The 19,215-nt window shown below is 53.4% G+C and carries 22 protein-coding genes and 1 tRNA gene; 10 read left to right on the top strand and 13 right to left on the bottom strand.

Features of this window, described 5'->3' with window-relative positions:
* Nucleotides 1-221: 221 nt before the first annotated feature.
* Genes AC6T8Q_RS09180 through AC6T8Q_RS09165 form a run of 4 tightly spaced genes read right to left on the bottom strand, consistent with a single transcriptional unit; the run spans nt 222 to nt 5,136 of the window.
* The gene (locus tag AC6T8Q_RS09180; RefSeq protein ID WP_500678788.1) at nt 222-1,370 is read right to left on the bottom strand and encodes an ATP-binding cassette domain-containing protein; all 1,149 of its coding nucleotides are present in this window, start codon (nt 1,368-1,370) and stop codon (nt 222-224) included.
* Between the two features lie 26 nt (nt 1,371-1,396).
* Nucleotides 1,397-2,590, bottom strand: coding sequence for an ABC transporter permease DevC (gene devC, locus AC6T8Q_RS09175; RefSeq protein WP_500678787.1), 1,194 nt, complete (start codon nt 2,588-2,590; stop codon nt 1,397-1,399).
* Nucleotides 2,591-2,593: 3 nt separating this feature from the next.
* Entirely contained in the window at nt 2,594-3,838 is a 1,245-nt protein-coding gene (locus AC6T8Q_RS09170) for an FtsX-like permease family protein (protein WP_500678786.1), read from the bottom strand.
* On the bottom strand, nt 3,835-5,136 hold the full coding sequence (locus AC6T8Q_RS09165) for a hypothetical protein (RefSeq protein WP_500678785.1): 1,302 nt from the start codon (nt 5,134-5,136) through the stop codon (nt 3,835-3,837). The genes AC6T8Q_RS09170 and AC6T8Q_RS09165 overlap by 4 nt, the downstream gene beginning before the upstream one ends.
* Nucleotides 5,137-5,443: 307 nt before the next feature.
* Here AC6T8Q_RS09165 and AC6T8Q_RS09160 point away from each other — a divergent pair, with 307 nt between their 5' ends.
* The 6 genes from AC6T8Q_RS09160 to AC6T8Q_RS09135 all read left to right on the top strand — a co-directional run bounded on the left by AC6T8Q_RS09160 (nt 5,444) and on the right by AC6T8Q_RS09135 (nt 7,987).
* Nucleotides 5,444-5,743: a hypothetical protein gene (locus AC6T8Q_RS09160; RefSeq protein WP_500678784.1), complete on the top strand. Its 300-nt coding sequence runs from the start codon at nt 5,444-5,446 to the stop codon at nt 5,741-5,743.
* Between the two features lie 170 nt (nt 5,744-5,913).
* Nucleotides 5,914-6,201, top strand: a complete 288-nt coding sequence (locus AC6T8Q_RS09155; RefSeq protein ID WP_496919095.1) for a hypothetical protein — start codon at nt 5,914-5,916, stop codon at nt 6,199-6,201.
* 50 nt (nt 6,202-6,251) lie between these two features.
* Nucleotides 6,252-6,725 (top strand): hypothetical protein, encoded by a 474-nt coding sequence (locus AC6T8Q_RS09150; protein ID WP_500678783.1) that lies wholly within the window; start codon nt 6,252-6,254, stop codon nt 6,723-6,725.
* A 153-nt stretch (nt 6,726-6,878) separates the two neighbouring features.
* Nucleotides 6,879-7,226 (top strand): STAS domain-containing protein, encoded by a 348-nt coding sequence (locus tag AC6T8Q_RS09145; protein WP_496919093.1) that lies wholly within the window; start codon nt 6,879-6,881, stop codon nt 7,224-7,226.
* 138 nt (nt 7,227-7,364) lie between these two features.
* On the top strand, nt 7,365-7,784 hold the full coding sequence (locus AC6T8Q_RS09140) for an ATP-binding protein (RefSeq protein WP_500678782.1): 420 nt from the start codon (nt 7,365-7,367) through the stop codon (nt 7,782-7,784).
* A 130-nt stretch (nt 7,785-7,914) separates the two neighbouring features.
* Nucleotides 7,915-7,987: transfer RNA gene (locus tag AC6T8Q_RS09135), tRNA-Asn, on the top strand.
* A gap of 294 nt (nt 7,988-8,281) precedes the next feature.
* On the opposite strand, the gene AC6T8Q_RS09130 is transcribed toward AC6T8Q_RS09135, so the two are convergent.
* The 4 genes from AC6T8Q_RS09130 to AC6T8Q_RS09115 all read right to left on the bottom strand — a co-directional run bounded on the left by AC6T8Q_RS09130 (nt 8,282) and on the right by AC6T8Q_RS09115 (nt 11,966).
* Complete coding sequence (locus AC6T8Q_RS09130) at nt 8,282-9,433, bottom strand: hypothetical protein (protein WP_500678781.1); 1,152 nt, start codon at nt 9,431-9,433, stop codon at nt 8,282-8,284.
* Between the two features lie 381 nt (nt 9,434-9,814).
* A complete protein-coding gene (locus AC6T8Q_RS09125; protein WP_496919079.1) occupies nt 9,815-10,939 on the bottom strand; it encodes a type IV pilus twitching motility protein PilT in 1,125 nt (374 codons plus the stop codon).
* A gap of 140 nt (nt 10,940-11,079) precedes the next feature.
* A complete protein-coding gene (locus AC6T8Q_RS09120) occupies nt 11,080-11,286 on the bottom strand; it encodes a hypothetical protein (protein ID WP_496919078.1) in 207 nt (68 codons plus the stop codon).
* A gap of 347 nt (nt 11,287-11,633) precedes the next feature.
* Nucleotides 11,634-11,966 carry a hypothetical protein gene (locus AC6T8Q_RS09115; protein WP_500678780.1) on the bottom strand — a complete coding sequence of 111 codons (333 nt, stop codon included), beginning with the start codon at nt 11,964-11,966 and terminating at the stop codon, nt 11,634-11,636.
* A gap of 862 nt (nt 11,967-12,828) precedes the next feature.
* Here AC6T8Q_RS09115 and AC6T8Q_RS09110 point away from each other — a divergent pair.
* Nucleotides 12,829-13,155, top strand: a complete 327-nt coding sequence (locus AC6T8Q_RS09110) for a hypothetical protein (protein ID WP_500678779.1) — start codon at nt 12,829-12,831, stop codon at nt 13,153-13,155.
* Between the two features lie 188 nt (nt 13,156-13,343).
* Entirely contained in the window at nt 13,344-14,426 is a 1,083-nt protein-coding gene (locus tag AC6T8Q_RS09105) for an endonuclease/exonuclease/phosphatase family protein (RefSeq protein WP_500678778.1), read from the top strand.
* Between the two features lie 59 nt (nt 14,427-14,485).
* On the opposite strand, the gene AC6T8Q_RS09100 is transcribed toward AC6T8Q_RS09105, so the two are convergent.
* The 4 genes from AC6T8Q_RS09100 to AC6T8Q_RS09085 are packed head-to-tail and all read right to left on the bottom strand — an operon-like array spanning nt 14,486 to nt 16,587.
* Nucleotides 14,486-15,094, bottom strand: a complete 609-nt coding sequence (locus tag AC6T8Q_RS09100) for a HEAT repeat domain-containing protein (RefSeq protein WP_500678777.1) — start codon at nt 15,092-15,094, stop codon at nt 14,486-14,488.
* A 25-nt stretch (nt 15,095-15,119) separates the two neighbouring features.
* On the bottom strand, nt 15,120-15,437 hold the full coding sequence (locus tag AC6T8Q_RS09095) for a hypothetical protein (RefSeq protein WP_500678776.1): 318 nt from the start codon (nt 15,435-15,437) through the stop codon (nt 15,120-15,122).
* 18 nt (nt 15,438-15,455) lie between these two features.
* Nucleotides 15,456-15,632, bottom strand: a complete 177-nt coding sequence (locus AC6T8Q_RS09090; RefSeq protein ID WP_500678775.1) for a hypothetical protein — start codon at nt 15,630-15,632, stop codon at nt 15,456-15,458.
* A gap of 55 nt (nt 15,633-15,687) precedes the next feature.
* On the bottom strand, nt 15,688-16,587 hold the full coding sequence (locus AC6T8Q_RS09085) for a hypothetical protein (RefSeq protein ID WP_500678774.1): 900 nt from the start codon (nt 16,585-16,587) through the stop codon (nt 15,688-15,690).
* Nucleotides 16,588-16,825: 238 nt separating this feature from the next.
* On the opposite strand from AC6T8Q_RS09085, the gene AC6T8Q_RS09080 reads away from it, so the two are divergent.
* Both AC6T8Q_RS09080 and AC6T8Q_RS09075 read left to right on the top strand, forming a co-directional pair.
* Nucleotides 16,826-17,155 (top strand): hypothetical protein, encoded by a 330-nt coding sequence (locus AC6T8Q_RS09080; protein WP_500678773.1) that lies wholly within the window; start codon nt 16,826-16,828, stop codon nt 17,153-17,155.
* A gap of 572 nt (nt 17,156-17,727) precedes the next feature.
* On the top strand, nt 17,728-18,153 hold the full coding sequence (locus AC6T8Q_RS09075) for a hypothetical protein (RefSeq protein WP_500678772.1): 426 nt from the start codon (nt 17,728-17,730) through the stop codon (nt 18,151-18,153).
* Here the strand turns inward: AC6T8Q_RS09075 and AC6T8Q_RS09070 are convergent.
* On the bottom strand, nt 18,150-18,977 hold the full coding sequence (locus AC6T8Q_RS09070) for a CPBP family intramembrane glutamic endopeptidase (RefSeq protein ID WP_500678771.1): 828 nt from the start codon (nt 18,975-18,977) through the stop codon (nt 18,150-18,152). The genes AC6T8Q_RS09075 and AC6T8Q_RS09070 overlap by 4 nt on opposite strands.
* Nucleotides 18,978-19,215: the final 238 nt, after the last annotated feature.

Below are 19,215 nucleotides of genomic sequence, written 5' to 3'. Positions count from 1 at the left end.
GACTTCTGGGCCCATCTCTTATTCCACATCACCTCTATGGGGTATCGAGTTCAACCAAGTCAGATTTACAAGTCTGGCGGGCTTCCCATCGGTGGTGATTTAGCCACCATCAAATGACCAATCTGCTTTGACGAACTTAAGTGGGGCAGGGCAGGGTTATGCTGACCAGATTTTTCAGTCGCCGAGGCTCCCTCAGAATGACAGGACGGCTTGTAACTCCCCTACTGCCGTCTAAACAAGGCCTGCCGTAGTTCTTCTTCGAACGTGGCGCTGGTTTCGAGCACGGCGCGGAAGTCGTCTTTGCCGAGGGCGTAGAAAATGCAAGGCTCGTGCGCGACGATCGTGGCGTTGCGTGGTTCGTCGGTGATGAGGGCTGCTTCGCCGAAGTATTGGCCTTCTTTGAGCTCGGCGACTTTGCGTTCCTGGGTGCCGTCATTGATGAACACGTCGACTCTGCCCGTGCGGATGAGATAGAACAGATCGCCGGCATCTCCCTGGCGAATGACGACGTCGCCGGGGTCGGCTTCGTGGACCATCATCTGATCAGCCAACTCCGCGATCGTGTTTGGCGTGAGATCGGCGAACAGCGGGAAGCCTTTCAAGAAGTCGCAGATCACAGCCGTTTCCTTCACCGCGACGTTGGACTTAATCTTGCCGTCGACCATGTTCACGATACGGTCCGCCACGTCGAGAATGCGATTGTCGTGCGTGACCATAATGATCGTGCAGCCTTCGTCGCGAGCGAGTTCTTGAAACAGCGTCACCACTTCGCGGCCCGATTTTTCATCCAAGGCGGCGGTGGGTTCGTCGGCGAGTATCAATTTTGGTTTGTGGACCAAGCCGCGGGCAATCGCCACACGCTGCTTTTGACCGCCGGAAAGTGACTTGGGTTTGTAGTGAATGCGGTGCCCCAGCCCGAGCCGGGTGAGCAGTGAGTTAATGCGTCCTTCGGCAACCATGGGGTCGAGACCCACGAGTTCCGCCGCCATGTTGACGTTTTGATAGGCCGTGAGCGATTCAAACAGATTGTGAGCTTGAAAGATGAAGCCCATTTCCTTGCGGAGCCGCACGATGAGGTCGCGATCCGCACCGTTGAGTTCGTTCCCCAGCACGGTGAGGCTTCCTTCTTGCACGGTGCGCAACGTGCCGATCAACGTGAGCAGCGTCGTTTTGCCCGAACCGGAAGGGCCTGTCATGATGACGATTTCACCACGGCGCACGTCGAGGTTGTTGTGATACAGAGCTTGCTTACGCAATTCCCCCTCGCCGAAATAGTGATTCAGACCGTTGACTCGCACGGTCTTCGGCATTTGCAAGCCGCTCCCAGTAAACGCGCCGCTGGTTGCCGGGATGGTGGTTTGAGAGGTCATAGTCGTGATAGGTTCGAGGGTAAGGCTTAGAACAAATTTGCCGGGTCCGCGGCAAGCAATTTTCGCACCGCCAGCATGCCCGAGGCAACGCACATGACAATCGTGGCCACGAGCACGAACAACACGCCGTGCAGCGTCATTACCATCAACAACCCCGTACGGCCGGAGAGCCAGGTGTACAGTCCCGTGCTGACGGCGGTGCCGGGGATGAATCCGACGACGGCCAGCAGCACCGCTTCGGTGAGAATCAACACAATAAAGTATCGGGTGGTGTAGCCCATGGCTTTGAGCGTGGCGAATTCGGCCATGTGATCGGCGATATCCGAGTAGATCACTTGGTAGCAGATGACCATGCCGACGATGAAACCGATAATTTTTCCCGCGAGAAACACCGTGCCAATCGGCGTGCTTTTATCCCAGAAGCGAATTTCCTCGGCACGGAATTGAGCGCGCGTCATGACGAACACGTCTTTATCGAGCGTTTGCTCGAGAAATGTGCGAACTTCATCGACGTCGGCTGCGGGGTCGACATCCACGACTCCGATGTCGATCACGCTTAAGGGATCGCCAAAGCGCACCCGATGGGGGTAGAACTCGGCGAAGCTCTCGGCGCTCATCAGCAAATTGCCGTCGTGAGCGAAATCGGTCCCCAAGTCAAACGTGCCAACGAGCGTGAGCCGCTTGCCGGCGAGTTCCACATATTCCTGCTCAAGCGCGGCATCATCGTCCAAAGGGAAAGGAAATTTTGATTGCTTGCTCTTGCGGTCGAGCAGGGCGGTTCCCTTGACGCGCAATTTGGGACTTTGGTCGTTGATTTCGTTGCTTTCGAACACAGGATCGTCGAGATGGAAACCGATTGTTCGCAGGGGATAGCCGAGATTGCCCATGCCGTTGTTGATGCGGCGGACCACCGAGGTGGTGAGCTCGGTGTAAATCGGATACGCCCCCTCGACGCCGGGGCAGGAACGAGCTTGATTGAGCCGCGAAATAGGAAACCGCTTTTCCGCGGCGAGCGTGTATTTGGCTTTGCTGACGATAAAGATATCACCTGCGAGGTCGTCGATCAGTTTGACCTGGCTATCAAAGAGCGCATTCTGAAAGCCGACTTGGGTGAACATCAACAGCACGGCGAACGCGATGCCACAAATCGCCACCACCAACCGCCGCATGTCGTGCGTCAGATTCTTCCAGGCCAGCGGAGTTTTGGTGAGTGATTTCATCGCTTAAAACAAATCGGCGGGATCGGCCTTATAAAGTTTACGCAGGGCCGCGAGTCCCGAGACAACGCACATAAACAGGGCGAGCACCAACACGGTGATCATGATTCCCGGAGTCATCTCGAGTGGCATGCCCGACAGGGCTTCGATCAAGCGGTAAAGCCCCCAGGAAATCACGAGCGATGGAATATACCCCACGAGCGCCAGCAGCACCGATTGCAGCAACACCACTTTGGTGAGATACATGGCCGAATAGCCCATCGCTTTGAGCGTGGCGTACTCGCTCATCATGTTGGCGATGTCGGTCGACAGCACTTGGTAGACGATTGCTATACCCACGAACAACGCGACCCACACGCCGAGCGTGAATATCTGGCCTAAGGGCGTTTCATGAACCCAGCGATACTCTTCGCGTTCGTTGACTTCCGCACGGGTGAGAATCTCGACGTCGCGGTTGGTTAACGCGGCGGGGTTCGATGACAAATCCCCGGGACCATAGTTTGTATCGGGAATGCCGTAGATCTTTCGCAGTTCTTGCCGCACGGCTTCGGGATCGGCGTCTTCGCGAAGCTTGATCAGCCCGAAGGTGACATCTTCGATCGTCTGCCAGGGGCAGGCACGCACATAGCCTTGTACATTGGTGATACACGCGCCGTTGCTGGCCATGCCGGCGCCCAGCTTGAACAGTCCCACGATCTGCACGAGATTTGGTCCAAGCGCCGTTTCCACGCCGATGTCGTCTTCGCTGAACCGGCGACCGTTGCGTGGGCCGTAATCGGGTGTCGATTTGGTGTCGACCAGCACATAGCGCGGATCGGTCAGCGCTTGAGTTGCCGCGGCGATGTCCTCGCGGACAAATCCAGGGTGATTGGGATCGGTTCCCATCGTGATGATCCCGCGCCATTGCCCCGCGCGGTCATCGGTTTCTTCGCCGGCGTTGAATGTTGGGGCCTGCCATTCACTCAAACCAAGATAAAACGGTTCGGCACTCGCGACTTCCGTCACGGAAGCGGCTTGATGGACGCGATAGCGCGGGAAGGAACGGGCTTCCGTGAGATGTAAGTACGCGGGCGAACGCAGCATCAAATCGAAGTCGAGCGCGTCGTAGATTTGCGTGGCGGTGCGCGTGATCCCACCCAAAAAGCCGAGTTGCATGAAAATCAGAATGACGGCGAAACCCACCCCCGCAATGCCAATGGCCGTGCGGACCTTATTGTAAACAAGGTTCTTCCAGGCGAGTGGGGTTTTCATGGATTCGCATCGGAGGCGGATTCTTCCGTTTCAGGCTTTTCAAACTCGACGGTCACTTGCAAACCGACACGGCGGGCAGCTTCGGCAATCGCGACCGGGTCTTCGATGGCCACGCGCACTTCCACGACGCTGCGATCCGCGGGAGCGAGCGGATTGCGATTGGCCAGCCCCGGGGAACCGATGATGCCGCCGATGCGTTCGATCTGGCCTTTCATGCCACCGGTGCGCTCGTGGGTTTCGGGATTGATGCCGTCGGCGAACTCACCCGAGAAGGCGGGACTGCGAATCACGGCCGCTTGGCCGACCTGCAAATCTTTGACGTCGGCTTCGTAAACCTCGGCCACACAAACCATCGAACTCAAATCGCCCAGTTGCATGATGGGCATCTGCGTGACGAATTCGCCGGGACGCAAGAAAATCTTGAGCACGGTGAGCGGATTGCGATCGTCGGTCGAACCCGGTTTGTGATCTTCGACAGTTTCAACTTCAAGCACATTTTGCAGCGTGTCGGGCGCGACGTTGGGAGCCATCAACACCGAGCGCTTTAGCGTTTCCTTGGCTACGTCGATTTCTTGTTCCACGGCCTGTTCTTCAAACTTCTGGCCAAGTTGTTGAACGGTGAGATCGGCCACACGAATCTGAGCTTGCGCTGCGGTGACAGTTTTATCTGCCGCTTCCTTGGCCGACTCATAACTTTCGTTGGCGATTCGGAAATCGGCCGCTGCCGTTGCCATTTCGTTTTCGCGCTTTTTGAGCTGATGTTCGGTGACCAATTCCGGGTCTTCCAAACGGAGCGCTTCGAGGCGAATAAATTCTTCGGTCGCGAGTTGGACCGATCGTTCCAAGGCTTGCAGCTTGATGGATTGCAGTTCTAGTTCTTTGAGCTTGGCCTGAGCCTGAGCCAGCGAAGCTTCGGCTTGTGATTTTTGCGCTTTGGCGGTTTCGACTTGCAGGCCGCTGTTCTTCTCGGTGAGCTGCATTTTTTTGACGAGCGCCGCGAGCTGGGCTTTGCCAACGTCGTAACTCGCGAGCAAACCCAAGATACCATTGGCTGGCACGCGCTGGTTTTCGACCACGTCAGGATCGAGTTCGACGAGTCGCTCACCCGGAATCGCGCTGACGGCGATGATTCCCGAGGCGGGTTCCAATTGGCCCAGTGCGTAAATCGAACGAGGCCGGGTTTGGTTTTCCCCCTGAGCTAAGCCGCTCGACTTTTGATTGCAGCCCGCGATGCACGCAACCACAAGCACGGCGCAAGCCAGCAAGGGTTGCCAGAAGTTTGGTGTTCTTTGGCGCATAGAGGGCATCTCAGGCAGCTATGTGGTTGCCAGCAGCGGGGAAAGGGTTCCTGCAAACGTACCGCGCACTAGCGAAAAGGGGCGAAAAATGTCCGTCATTCTTCACAATTGACAGGGGAACGGGGGGTGTCAATCAATCTTGTCTCAACGCCCCCGACGGCCAATACTTGTTCTCATTATAATCCCACCAACCGGCCGGATCGGCTTGAAACTGGTCATTTGGCGAGCAAGATCGCGCCAGCCAGAACGAATCTCCCCCAGGCGGCGTAAAGTCCGCGTTCCTTTTGACCCATTTCCGGAGACGAGCATGATACGCCGACTGACCAGCTTTTTCGCGGGAGTGCTGACCGGCGGGGTGCTTATCTATATGGCCATGCACTACCACGTCGTTCACGCTAACGATGGCTGGCATCTGGTCCCCAAGGTCGATGGCCAATTGACCAACACGTTCGTTGATATTCGTGACTACAAAATTTCCGATTGGGCGCAACATGCCGATATTGCGGCTGCCCTGGTCAACGCCAACCGCCGCGACCTGATCGACAGCGCGGTCAACGACACGTTCAACAGCGGCGTCGATCGCTTGCTCAACCGCGAAACACGCTAAGAGCCATACGATCTGTGTGACTGGTTACAACTGAGGCATTCTGAAGCTTTCACCGCGCTTTTCTCGATGAAGGGATTAAGAGAAGCCGTTTTTCTCGCTTCAGTGAATGGTGTGATGGTCGAGGCCGCTGTGTTCGCCGCCATCAACCAACGTCATGAAGGATCAAGGCCATGGAACTCAATCGCAACCAATATTTTTTCCTCGGGATGATCGTTCTGCTGATTGGCTTGCAATTTCGCTTCGTGAGCACTTATGTCCTCACCGATGAGGCCACGCAATTTCTGGCGGAGCGCTCCAATAAGTCGTCGACGACTGCCACGATGGTGTCATTCACCCGCGATCTGGGTGCCCTGCCCAATAAAGTGATCAGCCCGCCCGAATGGCTGGGGTGGTTCATGATTTCCGCGGGGGCCGTGCTGATTCTGCATAGTCTGGCGATGAAGAAGCCGGGTGGCTGACGCAATTTTTGATTGACGCTGGGCTTCAACGTGCGAAAGTGATGGACATTATGAAATCATTGGCCCTCCGCTTGAGCATCGCATTTGCTGTTGTTGGCATGGTCTGCGCGGGTTGGTCGACTCAAGCCAAAGAGCGTGCCATCGAAGTTGCTGACGAGATCGTCGAAGACGAAGCGATTCGCCAGCTGGAGCAGCGGCTCTCGCGGGAAGAAAAAGAAGAGCGTGCCAAGCGCCGCTTGCGCGAAGGCACACAACTTACTGACCACGGCGGGCATTTCCGACAGGATGGCGATGGGGCGATCTTTGTTGCCGAGGATGACCTGGAAATCGTCGCCCTGCCGAATCTGAATCTCGAACGTGTGGTCCGCACCCTCAAAGGTTCCGATGAAGCCGAGACGATTCGCTGGAGCGTCACCGGCGTGGTCACGGAATTCAACGGGCGCAATTTCCTGCTCATTAGCCGGGCGGTGTACAAATCGGCCTCGGCACCCCCAGCACCCGAACAGATCCAGGTCATGAATTGAGCTTCGGCAACGCACCCAGCGAGGGCCCCCGCTTCCTTGACATGCCCCCCGGGCCGGATATGATCGCTTGAGGCGGCAAATCATCTTTTGGCCGCTCGTTTTGCTCGTTTCCCAACATTGGCATTCATTCTATTTCATCCCTAGAGCGTGGTTATGTTGCGTCGACTGGAAGTGGCTGAATCGGCTCAAGTGAGCGTGGTGAAGTTCAAGGACCAAAAGATCATCGATCCCGAAGCGATTCAGGAGCTGGGTGACGAGCTGTTCACCCTGGTCGAGAAGGACAACCGCCAGAAGATTCTGCTCAATTTTGCCAATGTCGAGTTTCTGTCGTCGGCGGCCCTGGGCAAACTGATCACTTTCGAGAAGAAAGTGAAAAAGAACGGAGCCAAGCTCATATTGTCCAACATCGCCCCTGAGATTTTTCAGGTGTTTGCGATCACCAATTTGGACAAGCTCTTTACCATCAAGGATAATGAAGCTGACGCCCTCGCGGTTTTATAAAGCGTAAAACGCAGGGGTTGACTGTGCTTTCTTGGAACAGAGAGCACCCATAACGGCAGGTCGATAGCGCATGGGTTCAACAGCGGTGACGGCCTCGATGAAATTTCTTTCCCGTAAGATTTCGCCGAGCATATGGTCATGACTGCTCCCGCTCAACCCATCACGATGTCGCATACCTTGCCGAGTACGCTGACGGCCTACCATGAGCCCATGGAAGAAATGATCAGTGTCTTGCAAGATTTTGGTTGGAACAACCAGGACGTTTTTGCCGTTCGCATGGCCCTCGAAGAATCGCTCAGCAATGCGGTTCGGCACGGCAACAAGCACGACCCCAATAAACTTGTCTATGTGGATTGTGAACTCTCGCCGAAGCGCTTCTTTGTGAAGATTCGCGACGAAGGCCCCGGCTACGATCCTTGCCACGTGCCCGATTGCTGCGCGGACGAAAATCTTGAAGTTCCCGGCGGCCGAGGCTTGGCCCTGATGCGGGCCTACATGAACAGGGTCGAACTGGCCGAACGCGGCACCTGTGTAGTGATGGAAAAAGTGCTCAATTAGCGCCAGCCGGAACGCTCGGCGTTATAACCCGCATAAAGGGGCTTTTCTCGAACTTTTCTGTGTTCGCACGGCTCTTGTTCGTGTGTGGTGTGTCCGATATTATGGAGATTCTTCGCAATCGCGTTGACATTCCCTGGTAGCTCAGTTGGTAGAGCAAGCGGCTGTTAACCGCTGGGTCGTAGGTTCGAGTCCTACCCGGGGAGCTTTTTGTAAGTCTTTGCTGAGTGGCCCATTAAGGCGACCCGGTGACGTTCGGCGGTGCAGAACATATCGGGCTAGTGCGAGAATCGATGGCAAAACGGTTTAGTTACTGCTACCGTTATAGTACCTCCGGAAATAGGGAGGCCGCACGGGGGAAACGGTTGGTAACGCCGTCGGCACTGGGTGTTCCTGTCTGAACAAAGTCAAAGGAGCCTAGAACCTCGGCGCGTGGATTTATTCCGCGGGATTTATCTGGGAAATTTGCAGAGTCGCATGACTCTCCAAGTCGTCTCACCTCAATCGATGGATTCGCCACGAGTTTGCGGTCCCACACCAACACTGGCAAGTCGTTCACTGCGTTCGCCAGGCTCGGTGCAGACCATCCTCTGCTCATAAATTGCCAAGGCATGCAACGCGTGTCCCATGCCGCCACGGTGCAGGCGTTGATGCAAGTTGTCGTTAAGCAGCTGGACAATATACATAACAGCTTTCTCAAAGCGCGGATCGCGTAGCTCGTCTTCTGGGAGCGAGAACGCCAACCATTCCAAGACGTGCCCGCTGGTTATGAGCTGTCGTTCCAGATCGGGACGCTGTTCGGATTTGTCAAGCCAGGCTGTACTAAAACTACCATCGGGATTTTGCAACTGGAACGCCCGCCGCTGATAGTAGTTTGTTCGTTGGACCGCTTCTTGCCACGGTCCTGAGAGTGAGCTTGTTTCTCGCATGCGCAGTTCCGTTGCGTAGTGGAAGGCAAACAGTCGATGCAATCCTCCACATGTGGCCTGTCGACCACTAATCGGCTGCTGGAGCTCTTCCTGTAACAGACGTTCGACAGACCAACGCTCATGACTTTTGTTCTGCCAGCGTGCTTGTGTCCCTTCGTAGTGACCGATGCCGATGAGCTTGAAAGTTTGTTCGTTGCCGGTGGTACAAGTTTGCTTCTCGTGTTCAACGAGGTCAGCAATTGTCAATTCTTGTTCGGACACTTGCAACAAATAATTTGCAGGCACTCGCGACTGCGCTAGCATAGCTAAGAATTGGGCGTCGTGACCTTGGACTCCCGGACCGATAGGTAGAAAGAGGCCATCTTCGCTGCAGGCAATCAACTGCTTGCCTCGTAAAGGATAATTGGAACAGAGCCAACCGATGGCGGTAACCTGCTTGCCGGCAGGGTGGCCGACGCGGATCTTGGCATCGACACCGTAAGCGATGGACCAGTGGAGCACGGACCAGGGGGGATCATCTCGTGTGTTAAGCGGACGCAGGTAGTATTCGTCGAGAACCTGCCGAACTTTTTTCAGCAGAGCATCATTGGATTGCCCTGGAACTGGTCGAGCTATCAGATTTGATGAGTCCGCGTATTGCTCGGCACCAATTGAAAGCGTGACCGCGGCTGGAATGAAAATCAGTAATACCGCAGGCAGTAGTCTGGTAAAAGTGTAAAACATAATAGGCTTCCTGATGAGAGATGCCGCCTATCCCTCCATCTAAAGTTTGCAGGAGCGTTTTTTGTAAGCGATGCGGGTGGGCGTTCGCGCCGATTTCACTTCACGGTTGCTCTAAGAATTTCATCGACCTTCCATGACCAGCGAGTTCACGGGAAGCGCCGTGGGAACGTGCAACGGGTAGGAATATGAAGAAGGGAGTCTCATTGAAATGAGGCTTTTTAGATTTAGCGCAGAAAATTGTTTGATAAATAAGCCGTTAAGCGACTTCTGTTATGAACCAGGGAAGGGGCATGTACATTCAGCCGCTGGGCATAAGATCAATGTATTGCTCAAGATAGACTGGATTTGCAATTTCAGAAAAGCAAAGTAGCCACCAAAGCTCTATTTTCTTAATCGCGAGATGATTCCACCAGAAGCAGAATCAATTCCTTTGAGCGCCGAGAGTAGGGCTTCACGATTCGGGGCAGCGTCTAGCGCTACGACGCGCGATATTTTTTCTGACAGCACCAACTCACACAAGGAATGGGTGTATTCTCGCATACCTTCCGCTCGGCATTGATGCAAAAGTGCTGGTAGGTCCTCGTCCTCTTCGTGTAAAATCTTCTCTTTGACAATTGAATTCACCAGCAATACCTCCGTCGCTGGATAGCGACGCCCCTCTTCCAAGGCTGGCAACAACCTCTGGCACATGATGGCCTTGAGGCTACTTGAGAGCGACGAGCGGATAAAGCTGTGTTCACTTCTATCAAAGAATTCAAGAATCCGGGAAAAACTCAACTGAGCATCTGCACAATGCAACGATCCCATCACCAAGTGCCCTGTCTCTGCTGCTTGAATTGCCGCCAGCATAGTTTCTCGATCTCGCATCTCGCCAATTAGTATCGCATCTGGGTCCTGCCGTACGACAACGCGCATCGCGTCCTGAAAGTTTGGTACGTCAAGTCCTACTTCACGCTGCGAGATGATGCACTTTTTCCCATGATAAGTAAACTCGATAGGGTCTTCGATCGTGATTATATGCATGCTGCGGGTTTGGTTGATGTGTTCGAGCATTGCGGCCAAGGTAGAACTTTTGCCGCTACCCGTCACACCGCACACCAAGACTAATCCCTCAAAAGTCTCAGTGATCATTTTGCGGTAAACATCAGGAAGGTTCAAATCATTAAAGTTCGAAATCTTAGCCTGCACGCGCCGAATCGCAGCATGAATTTCACCTCGCGAACGAAAGAGATTGATCCGAAAGCGGTCTCCAGTACTGTGAGCGGTTGAGAAATCGACCGAGCCCTTCTTCTCGAAGTCCCGCCAACGATCGTTCGGGACCATCGGTTTAAACATGCCATCGATGTAGGTCGCATCCGGAAGATCCGGTAGCTGCAACTTGCGGAGGTGCCCTCCGATCCTCACATAAGGAGGATATCCGACTTTCAAATGCAAATCAGAAGCTTCATGCTCACTGACGAAGGTCAGGAGTTTTTGAATTTCTTCTTCAGGTGGTGATAGTTCCATGAGACTAATTTCTCAACGAGAGCCCTCTGTCGGCAGTATCTTTATAATGGCTTAATGAAATTATTCGCTCTTAGCGAGCAGCATATTGAAATCGCCCACTCGTCCAAACCGGCTCAGCCGAATCAACCGCTGTTGATACTTCACAAGGCGGAATTTTCCGGCTGCGTCTGCTTCGTGGCGGCAACAGGCTCCGACTCTTTAGCGTCGTACTCATCCATCAAAATGGAGGGACACACTTCCTGTTCGCCACACTGATGGCACACCACGCGGATCAATTCTGACCCGCTGAGCTTCAGATCCTGCTCCTGGCAAAGTTTGTAAAGCTTTTGTAAGTGAATACATGCCATGCTCGCTTCCCTAGGTCAGTTGTCCAACTGCAATAAAATAATAAATACATCTAGTCCGTCGTGCTGACTGCCAGTCGCATCAGCAAGCGAACGGCCTGCGCGGTGCCACAACTGTGAGGGCTGTCACGCGGGTTTCGCTTCAACGTCTTAAGGATACTTACGACATAGGCTGTGCACGTAACAAGGCTTTTATTCTTTCCAAAATTAGATCAGCAATTCTTTTGCCGACTCCTGGAAGTTAGTAGTCGAACCCCCCGTACGGACCGCCCGAAGCGGTTTCGCCGAAATGCGACCACACATGGAACAGCCACAGTGCTGTACATTCTCAAAGTTTTATCTTCGCGCGTTTAAATGGCCGACTTGCCTCGAATTTCGTCGACTTCTTCGATTGCTTCGACCGCAAGCTGGAGCAAATATTCAAGGGTGCAAGGGCATTGCGGCGTCGGACGATTAATGCAGTGAGCACAAACGTCTTCATGAAATCGATCGATGTACGGTTCCATCCAATTGGAATGCTCCTTGTGCACGGCTTCGACAAGTTCGCGAAGGTTTACCTCGACTCCACAGCGTTTCCCCAGCGGCAGGCACGGCGGCCCGTTGGGCGGCCGCTCAATGCAATGCGAACAAACGCGCTCACGGATTGTAACCATGTAGTCTTCTAAGTCCGTTCCCTCGTACATGCTGCACCTTACTTTCCTTTACCCACTCATTTCCTAGATGGGTAAACTTGCAAGACGCATACCAAGTGTTGAATTGGAGGAGCAAACCACGGCAAGCACCTGGAACGGCTCGATTTTCAACATCATATGCCCGTGCAACACTGCAGCTCATCGTGCAAGGCGTGCGAAAACGCTCATAATTTTCTCCATGTGGGGGTGTTGGATCAGAATCACGTGCGTCGACCCCTGACTAGCTTGAATAAAAGGCAAACTATGGGCGGTTGCTTTGATGAGGATCAGAGCAACTGTCAAATTTTTCGATAGACGGATAAAGTCCAATAAGAGGTCATGACTGTGTTATACGCCGAATTTGCGAATCCTGACCCGAGTCGTCGAACTCGACCAAGACAAATCTCAACGTGCACACTTGCGTAAAAAATGAGTGTTCGACACGTATTAGACGAATCTCAGTCAAGTTATACAGCGCAGCGAATCATCCAACAAAAACCGCGCGGTCCTGATCGTCCCTCCAGCCAGTTGAAACATCGCTATTCGCCGAGCTTGAGCGGTCGATACCCAGCCTCAAACTTTGTCGAGCCACCAATAGGCCACAGAGTTATAGAAAGTTTTTTCTCAAGCAATCACGAGTCGCATCGAATTAGCGACCTGCGAACTCGTTCGCGAGCCATTGAACTCGCCGTTCTCTCAACTATTTGCAGATTGACAGCACCGTCGAATAGTGCCTTGCAGGCCAATGCTTCGGCACTGATAGCAGATAGCCCCCACCAAGTTCGGCTTGCAGCAAAGCGGGCCACCGGATACAAGTCGCGGCCGTTTCTTTGCGGCACAGATGCCTCTCATTGTACCTAATTGGAGTTTCCACATGGCGAGATCCAAAAAGAAGACTGCTGCGCAACATCTCGTGGGCGTTGGCGCGATGGCTTTTCCCGCGCCAATCCGAGATGTCGTGGCCAGCCGTTGGGGTGCTCGTGTCACCTTGCTCCTGGTATGCGCTCTGGCTGCTTCTGGTGTCCTTACTTTGGATTGGTCGGGAGGTGTGCCACATTTGCAAGTCAACAAAGAACGCGCGATTGAAGTCCAGCACAACTTGGAGCACAGCGTAGAACAAAGGCTGCACATGGCCGATGGTGAAAGCACTGCCAAGGAATGGCTGACTGACCGTTGGAACACACGCAACGAACAGCAGTAGCTAGTTTCTTCTTACTTGCGTTTGCAGGGAGCTGCGCCTTAGGGGCTGTGCGAAAAACTCGCCACGCCTGGCGAACTTTCGCAATTAACGCTGCGATGGAACGATGACGACGCATGGCCAAGACCATTAAAAGTAACCGACGGCCAGCGACTGCGAAAAAATCCGGTGTATCGAAGTATTTGTGGCTCATGTTAGTCACAATCTTTGGTGTCACGGGCTCGGGCATCGTTAAGGTCGAGTGGTCGGAAGGCAAGCCCCATATATCGGTCGACCAACAGCAGGCAGCCAAGATCAGCCACGACCTGCAGGTGTTGGTCGTCTCCGCGGCGGACAAGCTGTTCGGCAAGCGCGCTGCAGATACCCAAGCCTACCCGAGCGATGTCAACGTGGCCCAGCAACCTGGCGGGGTTGCCTACACCCCTACCAATGTTTACCTGCCACCGCTGGCGCCCCGCGGCCCGGAATCGATCAAGATCGCCTCGTTTAATATCCAAGTCTTTGGCACGTCGAAGCTTGCCAATCCCAAGGCGATGCAGGTGCTGACCAACATCATTCGGCAGTTCGACATCGTAGCCATCCAGGAAGTTCGTTCGACCGATGATAGTGTTGTGCCGACGTTCGTGAACATGATCAACGCCGGAGTGGGTCAATACAGTTATGTGATCGGTCCCCGACTGGGGAGGACGAACAGTAAGGAACAGTACGCGATTATCTTCGACTCTTCGCGTATCGAGCTGGGAATGAATTCTGTTTACACGACCCCGGATCCTCAAGACTTGTTGCACCGAGAACCGCTGGCAGCGCGGTTTCGGGTGCGCGGAGTACCTCCGGAGAGGGCCTTCACTTTTACATTGGTCGACATTCACACCGATCCGGACGAGACAAAAACGGAATTGAATGCCCTGGCGCATACCTTCGTGGGTGTGCAGCAGAATGGGAGCGGCGAGGACGACGTCATTCTTCTGGGTGACCTGAATGTGGATGAATACCACCTCGGCAATCTAGGGCAGCTCCCCAATATCGCACACGCCATCACGCAAGTGACAACGAACACGCGGCGTAACAAGATGTACGACAACATCGTCTTTAATCAGATGGCCACGTCCGAATATTATGGACGCTTCGGCGTTGTAGATTTGATGAATAGCTTCGGACTCAGTGAGGCGGAAGCTCTGGAAGTCTCGGATCATTGCCCCGTCTGGGCGGAGTTCAGTGCCTACGAATCGGGAAATGGCATGGCTATCGCCACAAGGCCAGAAAATCCTCGCTGAGTAGAGTGCATTCAACATCGGGCCTTAACAGCCAGCCATAGAAGTTTATAAGATCAGTGCTAATCCTTGATTTGTTCGATGGCGTCCCGTGCAAGTGTAGCCAGTCGAGGATCCGTACTCTTAGTGGCGTCTTGTAGCGAGTCGAGTGATGACTTGGCTGCCGGACCAATCTCTCCCAAGGCCGAAGCCGCCCGTTGCCTGACAGCCAACTCGTCATGAGTGGAAACGGCCTTGGTCAGTTCGGAAACGGCAGGCGCCGCCTCATGCCCCAATCGACCCAATAAAGTCGCGGCCCAGTACGCCACATCCAGCGATTTTTTCTGGAGCAACGCGGCTAATTGCGCGATGTCCTTTTCCAGAGGCGGTCCGATCCCTTCCAATGCCGCGACAACCCATTCGCGTACCTCTTCCTTGTCGGAGTCAGAAGCCTCGACAAGCGCCACGGCGGCAGCCTGGGCACCTGTTTCCATGTGAGCCAGTTGTTCTGCTGTGGCTTGTTGTGTCGCAGAATCGTCGGACCGAAGGGACGCGATGAGTCTTGAAACATCTGCGCTCATGAAAAATTCCATGAATGAGGGGAGTACCAACCCGTGCAAGCTGAGAGCTTGGGATTCTAACCCATCGATAAGCGAGCGAGCCATCCCAATCATGCCGTTAAGATCGGCCATAAAGAAACTGCCTATCCTCTTACTGTCAGGTACCGCCCCGCCACGCATGCCAAAGGCTGGCCACAAACGATACTAAGCTGATGATCGCCGCGACGAGCAAGACTGTATACATGAGCTCGTACTTCCGATGAAGTGCTCCTAGCGCTTCCATCAAGCGCGAGATGTCGCGTCCCTCGGTTTGCACAATGCCGCCAAACCCAAACGCTGCCTGTCGCGTCCACAGGCCAACCATCAATACAAGTAAACCTGCTAGGGCAAACGCGATCGAGGAAACCGTGAGCGGCGACGACCAAAAACTACCCGATATCGCCTCTTTCAACTTGCCTACTTGGGCCTCTGGCAAGGCAGCCTGTTGTGCTTTTTACTTTTCTCCTGCCGGCTCGTTTTCTTGCGGATGGTAGTCGTCCATCAACGTAGACGGACAAACTTCCTGCTCGCCACACTGCGTGCAGAACACTCTGATCAAGTCCGCCCCGCCAAGTTTCAGTTCCTGTTCCTGGCAAAGATTGTAAAGTCGCTGCAAGTGAACACACGCCATCGTCAATCTCCTTGATTACCAAACCGTGAACTAGGTCTAAATGAAGCACTCCAAGTCATTTAGCGGCATCGCGTAGTTGCTTGTGGCAATTCACACAGCTCAAAGTCAACTGCTGAAAACCCAGCGTTACCCCTTCAATAGACTCATGGCTCGCTTGCTTTTCGATTTCGCGAAGAGCGAATTGATAGGATTGTAATTGAGTTTTATATCCCGGATAGCGATTGCGGACAAAGCCCTCCATTTCGGCTAAGGCCGTCAGCTTCTTGGCACTACCGACAAGGGTTTCGAAATCGGCCTCCGCTAAGGCAGCGAAGATTTTTTGAGATTCTCCCAGCTTCACATCCATCCAGAAAGTGAACGGCTTCGCTTCGGTGTTAGGAAACGGCTCAACCAGTGGCTCATCAAGACCCTGAGCCCAGACGACCCCGACTAACAAAATGCCCAGGACGCCTGCCAAACTATGATTTTTGTTCATTATTGTCGCATCCTTTCGCAAACGAGTACTCTTTATGGGCTCTGAATGAGCCCCAGAGGTTAAAAACCGAGCAATTGAGGTGCCGATCACTCCGACAGCTAAATCCTGGAAAAAACGGATCGCCCACGGAGCCCGGTCCGCACTCATCGGAGAAAAGTGTGACGAAAAGGAGCACATCACAACATCCAGGTCGCAAATGTACCTGATCCTTTTGCGTTCCTCACTGAACACTGACCTGCCCCCTTCACCTGCGGTCAGATTTGGAGTGAGAATCCAGATGATTTGACCCTCACCCCCACTCTTGTATGCCGCGTGCACTACTGCTCGAATGCTTGAAATGTTCTCGAAGGACTCCAGGCACATTGTGGGTGTAGGATTTAGATACTCCGCCGTCGCTGCTGGTAAATTCCTGCCGCTGCCAAGAGCAGCATCATTGCCATAGCCGGCTCGGGCACGCCGAGAAAACAACCAAGTAGCCACAATTGCTTTTGATAATGAAAGTTGACCGTGTCTCGCCCTTGGGAAATGGATACTTTTGAGATGGATAAAGTATCCAGGCCGATTTAGAATACCCTATAATTGCAGCGAAAAAGCCATGCAGAGACTTGCCAGAATCGCCTGTTTACCGCTGGGTCGTAGGTTCGCGTCCTACCCGGGGAGCTTTTTCTATTCGGGTGCTGTTGAACAACTCTGTTCGGCAGCGATCCCTTTACTTTTCGTGTTGAATAACAAGTTGGCGGCTAGTACGCCTGCTGTGAAAGCCAAAGTAAAAGCAGCACTTTCTAAGTCGGTCGATCGCATCCTTTGGAAACATTGGGACCCTATCGGTGTGAACGACAGCCCAGCGGCACGCAACGAATACAGCAACTATGTGCCGGGGATGGTTTGCCTGCTCCAAGACGGTGCGGATGCTGTCAAACTCGCCCAACATCTCCATTCGCTTGAACGTGTGAGCATTGGTATCGAAACCAACCCGGAACACCGTTCCTTCGTTGCTCAACAGCTATTCGATGAATATCGAAAGTTGTCAAAGAATTCAATGCCGTGAAATAACGATTGCTTTTGAAATTTTTCTTTTCGCGACGGTATACTGGTTCTAGATCCCAATAGCTTGGGAGCCGGCAAGTGAGCATTTTGGTTAGGTCACTATGCATGATACAGCATCACCGAATGGATTTGCGTTGATCAAGCGATGCACTTGGCTTGGCACAAAAATCTCATTCGTCGTGCTCGGCGCAATCTGTGTCCTAATTTGGATTGGAATAGTTGGTCTACTTGCCTATAAAAGCGCGACATTAGATGTACCCATTATCGAAGTAATACGTGCTATTGATCGCTCACCGCCCGGGTTGTCTCCACCACTCTTTGGTTCAAAGTTTGCTACAGGAATACTCGCCCCTTTGGGCCTATTAGCCATCGGCACCTTATCCAGTGCAATTACAGCCTCCTTCATAGGGGTCATCGGTATGTTAGTTCAGAGATATCGAAGCCGAGCAAGGCGCAGTCGTTGACCCGCAGTAAACGGGCGCTTTGGCTTTACCTTTTCTTGGCGGTATACTGGCACTCGACCTCGTAGATTGCAGGACGGGCAATTGTTCTTCTACGTCAGGCGTACGATCGATGGCGAGCAAGGCCGCAAAATTTAGTACTGACTATTTACCGAAGGAGCAGATGCATGCTGCTCTGCTGGCTTTGCCCGATGTGCTGCTAAACCTTGTTGGCGAGCATAAAATCGTCGCCATGTATGGCTGGAAGACAAAGATTCACGGCAGTCTGCATTGGCAGCCCATGAACGATGACACGCGTTGGATGCAATATCTTATTGAAGATTCAATTGAGCAGAAGATTGTCACGCCAGGAGAGTCGGACTTTATCTTTGAAGTTCCAGCGAAGCGGCTTGAAGTGATGTTTTGCCATGAAAGCGACATCCACTTGGACGGCACCGATGATGAACTATTGCAGCAATTCATGACTAGCGAGCCATATTTACAGATGCACTGGCATACACAAGCAGATGTACAGAAATCGATGTCGAAAGACGCCTAACAAATTGTTAGACGTCCTTTACGCCCGCACCAACGATATCGCAGCCAAAACCCAACGATCCCGATACACATCACAGTGATATAAGCGACCATTGCCACAAACTCTGCGCGATCATCCTGTCCTGAAGGCACAACTCCTTGCCAAAATCCCCCTGCGCCCTTCAAACCAAGTGACCAATGCCCTGTATTCCAGCCTGCGTGCAGGCCTATGGGAATCGCAAGACCTCTCGTAGCTATTGCTGCCATGCCGAATAGTAGACACCCGATGCCCGGCCCTAGAAACGCGCGCTGCCTCGACATGCCGCCGAGTCGATGTTCGGCGATAAATACTAATGCTACCATAATCTGGGCAACCCACATTCCGTATGAGCGATCTAGCCGTCGTAGCGGGTAACCATGGAACACCAATTCTTCTCGGCACGCCAAAAGCACGTATGCGATAGCAAACACTCCCAGTGCGCCAAAGGTTGAATCCTTCGCCATACTCCACTTTACAGGGCCGGCCAACGCGCAAAGAACTGCCCAGGCGCCAAGAATCGCGATGCCAAGAGTAAATCCCAGAATGGCGCGAGGCACGCTCTTACTTGTCAGCGCCGCTCCTACATCGACGAGCCGTAGTCGTTCCCATCTGACGAACGCGATCGTGAGTGCGAAGGTCCAAAGGCTTGTAAGTTGGCCGATTGCAAGCTCCGCGGGTATGCCTGAAAATTGCTTGGCGATCGGCGCGGCAAATGCTACGCCAAGGGCGCAAAGAAACATGAAGAGGGCGACACGACCGACAGTGCGGACACCGACCCATTGACTCTCATTCTGAGCTCCAGACATCCCGATTCCTTTGCCAAGCCGCGGCTAGGGGACACATGGTTCTAATATAGCGTTGTTCGCCTGCAACCGCGTATGGGTGCCAACCCGTCCAATTTCACGGTGTGAAATGACCCGCGTAGAGTTCTCCGTCGCCTCCAAATGATTGTTTATGGATGATTGATATAGACATGGAAATTCTGGAAACTAACGACGGTTCGTGACGAACGGATCTATTCATAATTTGCCCCGCTTGGCAATA

The sequence above is a fragment of the Bythopirellula sp. genome (assembly GCF_041737835.1).
Lineage (GTDB): Bacteria > Planctomycetota > Planctomycetia > Pirellulales > Lacipirellulaceae > Bythopirellula.
Note: the sequence above shows the minus strand (reverse complement) of the source record. Positions and strands in the feature narration are given on the sequence as shown.

What these genes read in the sequence shown, in the direction of transcription:
- AC6T8Q_RS09180 (WP_500678788.1), bottom strand. Translation starts at nt 1,370, where the DNA reads ATGACCTCTCAAACCACCATCCCGGCAACCAGCGGCGCGTTTACTGGG.
- devC (WP_500678787.1), bottom strand. Translation starts at nt 2,590, where the DNA reads ATGAAATCACTCACCAAAACTCCGCTGGCCTGGAAGAATCTGACGCAC.
- AC6T8Q_RS09170 (WP_500678786.1), bottom strand. Translation starts at nt 3,838, where the DNA reads ATGAAAACCCCACTCGCCTGGAAGAACCTTGTTTACAATAAGGTCCGC.
- AC6T8Q_RS09165 (WP_500678785.1), bottom strand. Translation starts at nt 5,136, where the DNA reads ATGCGCCAAAGAACACCAAACTTCTGGCAACCCTTGCTGGCTTGCGCC.
- AC6T8Q_RS09160 (WP_500678784.1), top strand. Translation starts at nt 5,444, where the DNA reads ATGATACGCCGACTGACCAGCTTTTTCGCGGGAGTGCTGACCGGCGGG.
- AC6T8Q_RS09155 (WP_496919095.1), top strand. Translation starts at nt 5,914, where the DNA reads ATGGAACTCAATCGCAACCAATATTTTTTCCTCGGGATGATCGTTCTG.
- AC6T8Q_RS09150 (WP_500678783.1), top strand. Translation starts at nt 6,252, where the DNA reads ATGAAATCATTGGCCCTCCGCTTGAGCATCGCATTTGCTGTTGTTGGC.
- AC6T8Q_RS09145 (WP_496919093.1), top strand. Translation starts at nt 6,879, where the DNA reads ATGTTGCGTCGACTGGAAGTGGCTGAATCGGCTCAAGTGAGCGTGGTG.
- AC6T8Q_RS09140 (WP_500678782.1), top strand. Translation starts at nt 7,365, where the DNA reads ATGACTGCTCCCGCTCAACCCATCACGATGTCGCATACCTTGCCGAGT.
- AC6T8Q_RS09130 (WP_500678781.1), bottom strand. Translation starts at nt 9,433, where the DNA reads ATGTTTTACACTTTTACCAGACTACTGCCTGCGGTATTACTGATTTTC.
- AC6T8Q_RS09125 (WP_496919079.1), bottom strand. Translation starts at nt 10,939, where the DNA reads ATGGAACTATCACCACCTGAAGAAGAAATTCAAAAACTCCTGACCTTC.
- AC6T8Q_RS09120 (WP_496919078.1), bottom strand. Translation starts at nt 11,286, where the DNA reads ATGGCATGTATTCACTTACAAAAGCTTTACAAACTTTGCCAGGAGCAG.
- AC6T8Q_RS09115 (WP_500678780.1), bottom strand. Translation starts at nt 11,966, where the DNA reads ATGTACGAGGGAACGGACTTAGAAGACTACATGGTTACAATCCGTGAG.
- AC6T8Q_RS09110 (WP_500678779.1), top strand. Translation starts at nt 12,829, where the DNA reads ATGGCGAGATCCAAAAAGAAGACTGCTGCGCAACATCTCGTGGGCGTT.
- AC6T8Q_RS09105 (WP_500678778.1), top strand. Translation starts at nt 13,344, where the DNA reads ATGTTAGTCACAATCTTTGGTGTCACGGGCTCGGGCATCGTTAAGGTC.
- AC6T8Q_RS09100 (WP_500678777.1), bottom strand. Translation starts at nt 15,094, where the DNA reads ATGGCCGATCTTAACGGCATGATTGGGATGGCTCGCTCGCTTATCGAT.
- AC6T8Q_RS09090 (WP_500678775.1), bottom strand. Translation starts at nt 15,632, where the DNA reads ATGGCGTGTGTTCACTTGCAGCGACTTTACAATCTTTGCCAGGAACAG.
- AC6T8Q_RS09075 (WP_500678772.1), top strand. Translation starts at nt 17,728, where the DNA reads ATGGCGAGCAAGGCCGCAAAATTTAGTACTGACTATTTACCGAAGGAG.
- AC6T8Q_RS09070 (WP_500678771.1), bottom strand. Translation starts at nt 18,977, where the DNA reads ATGTCTGGAGCTCAGAATGAGAGTCAATGGGTCGGTGTCCGCACTGTC.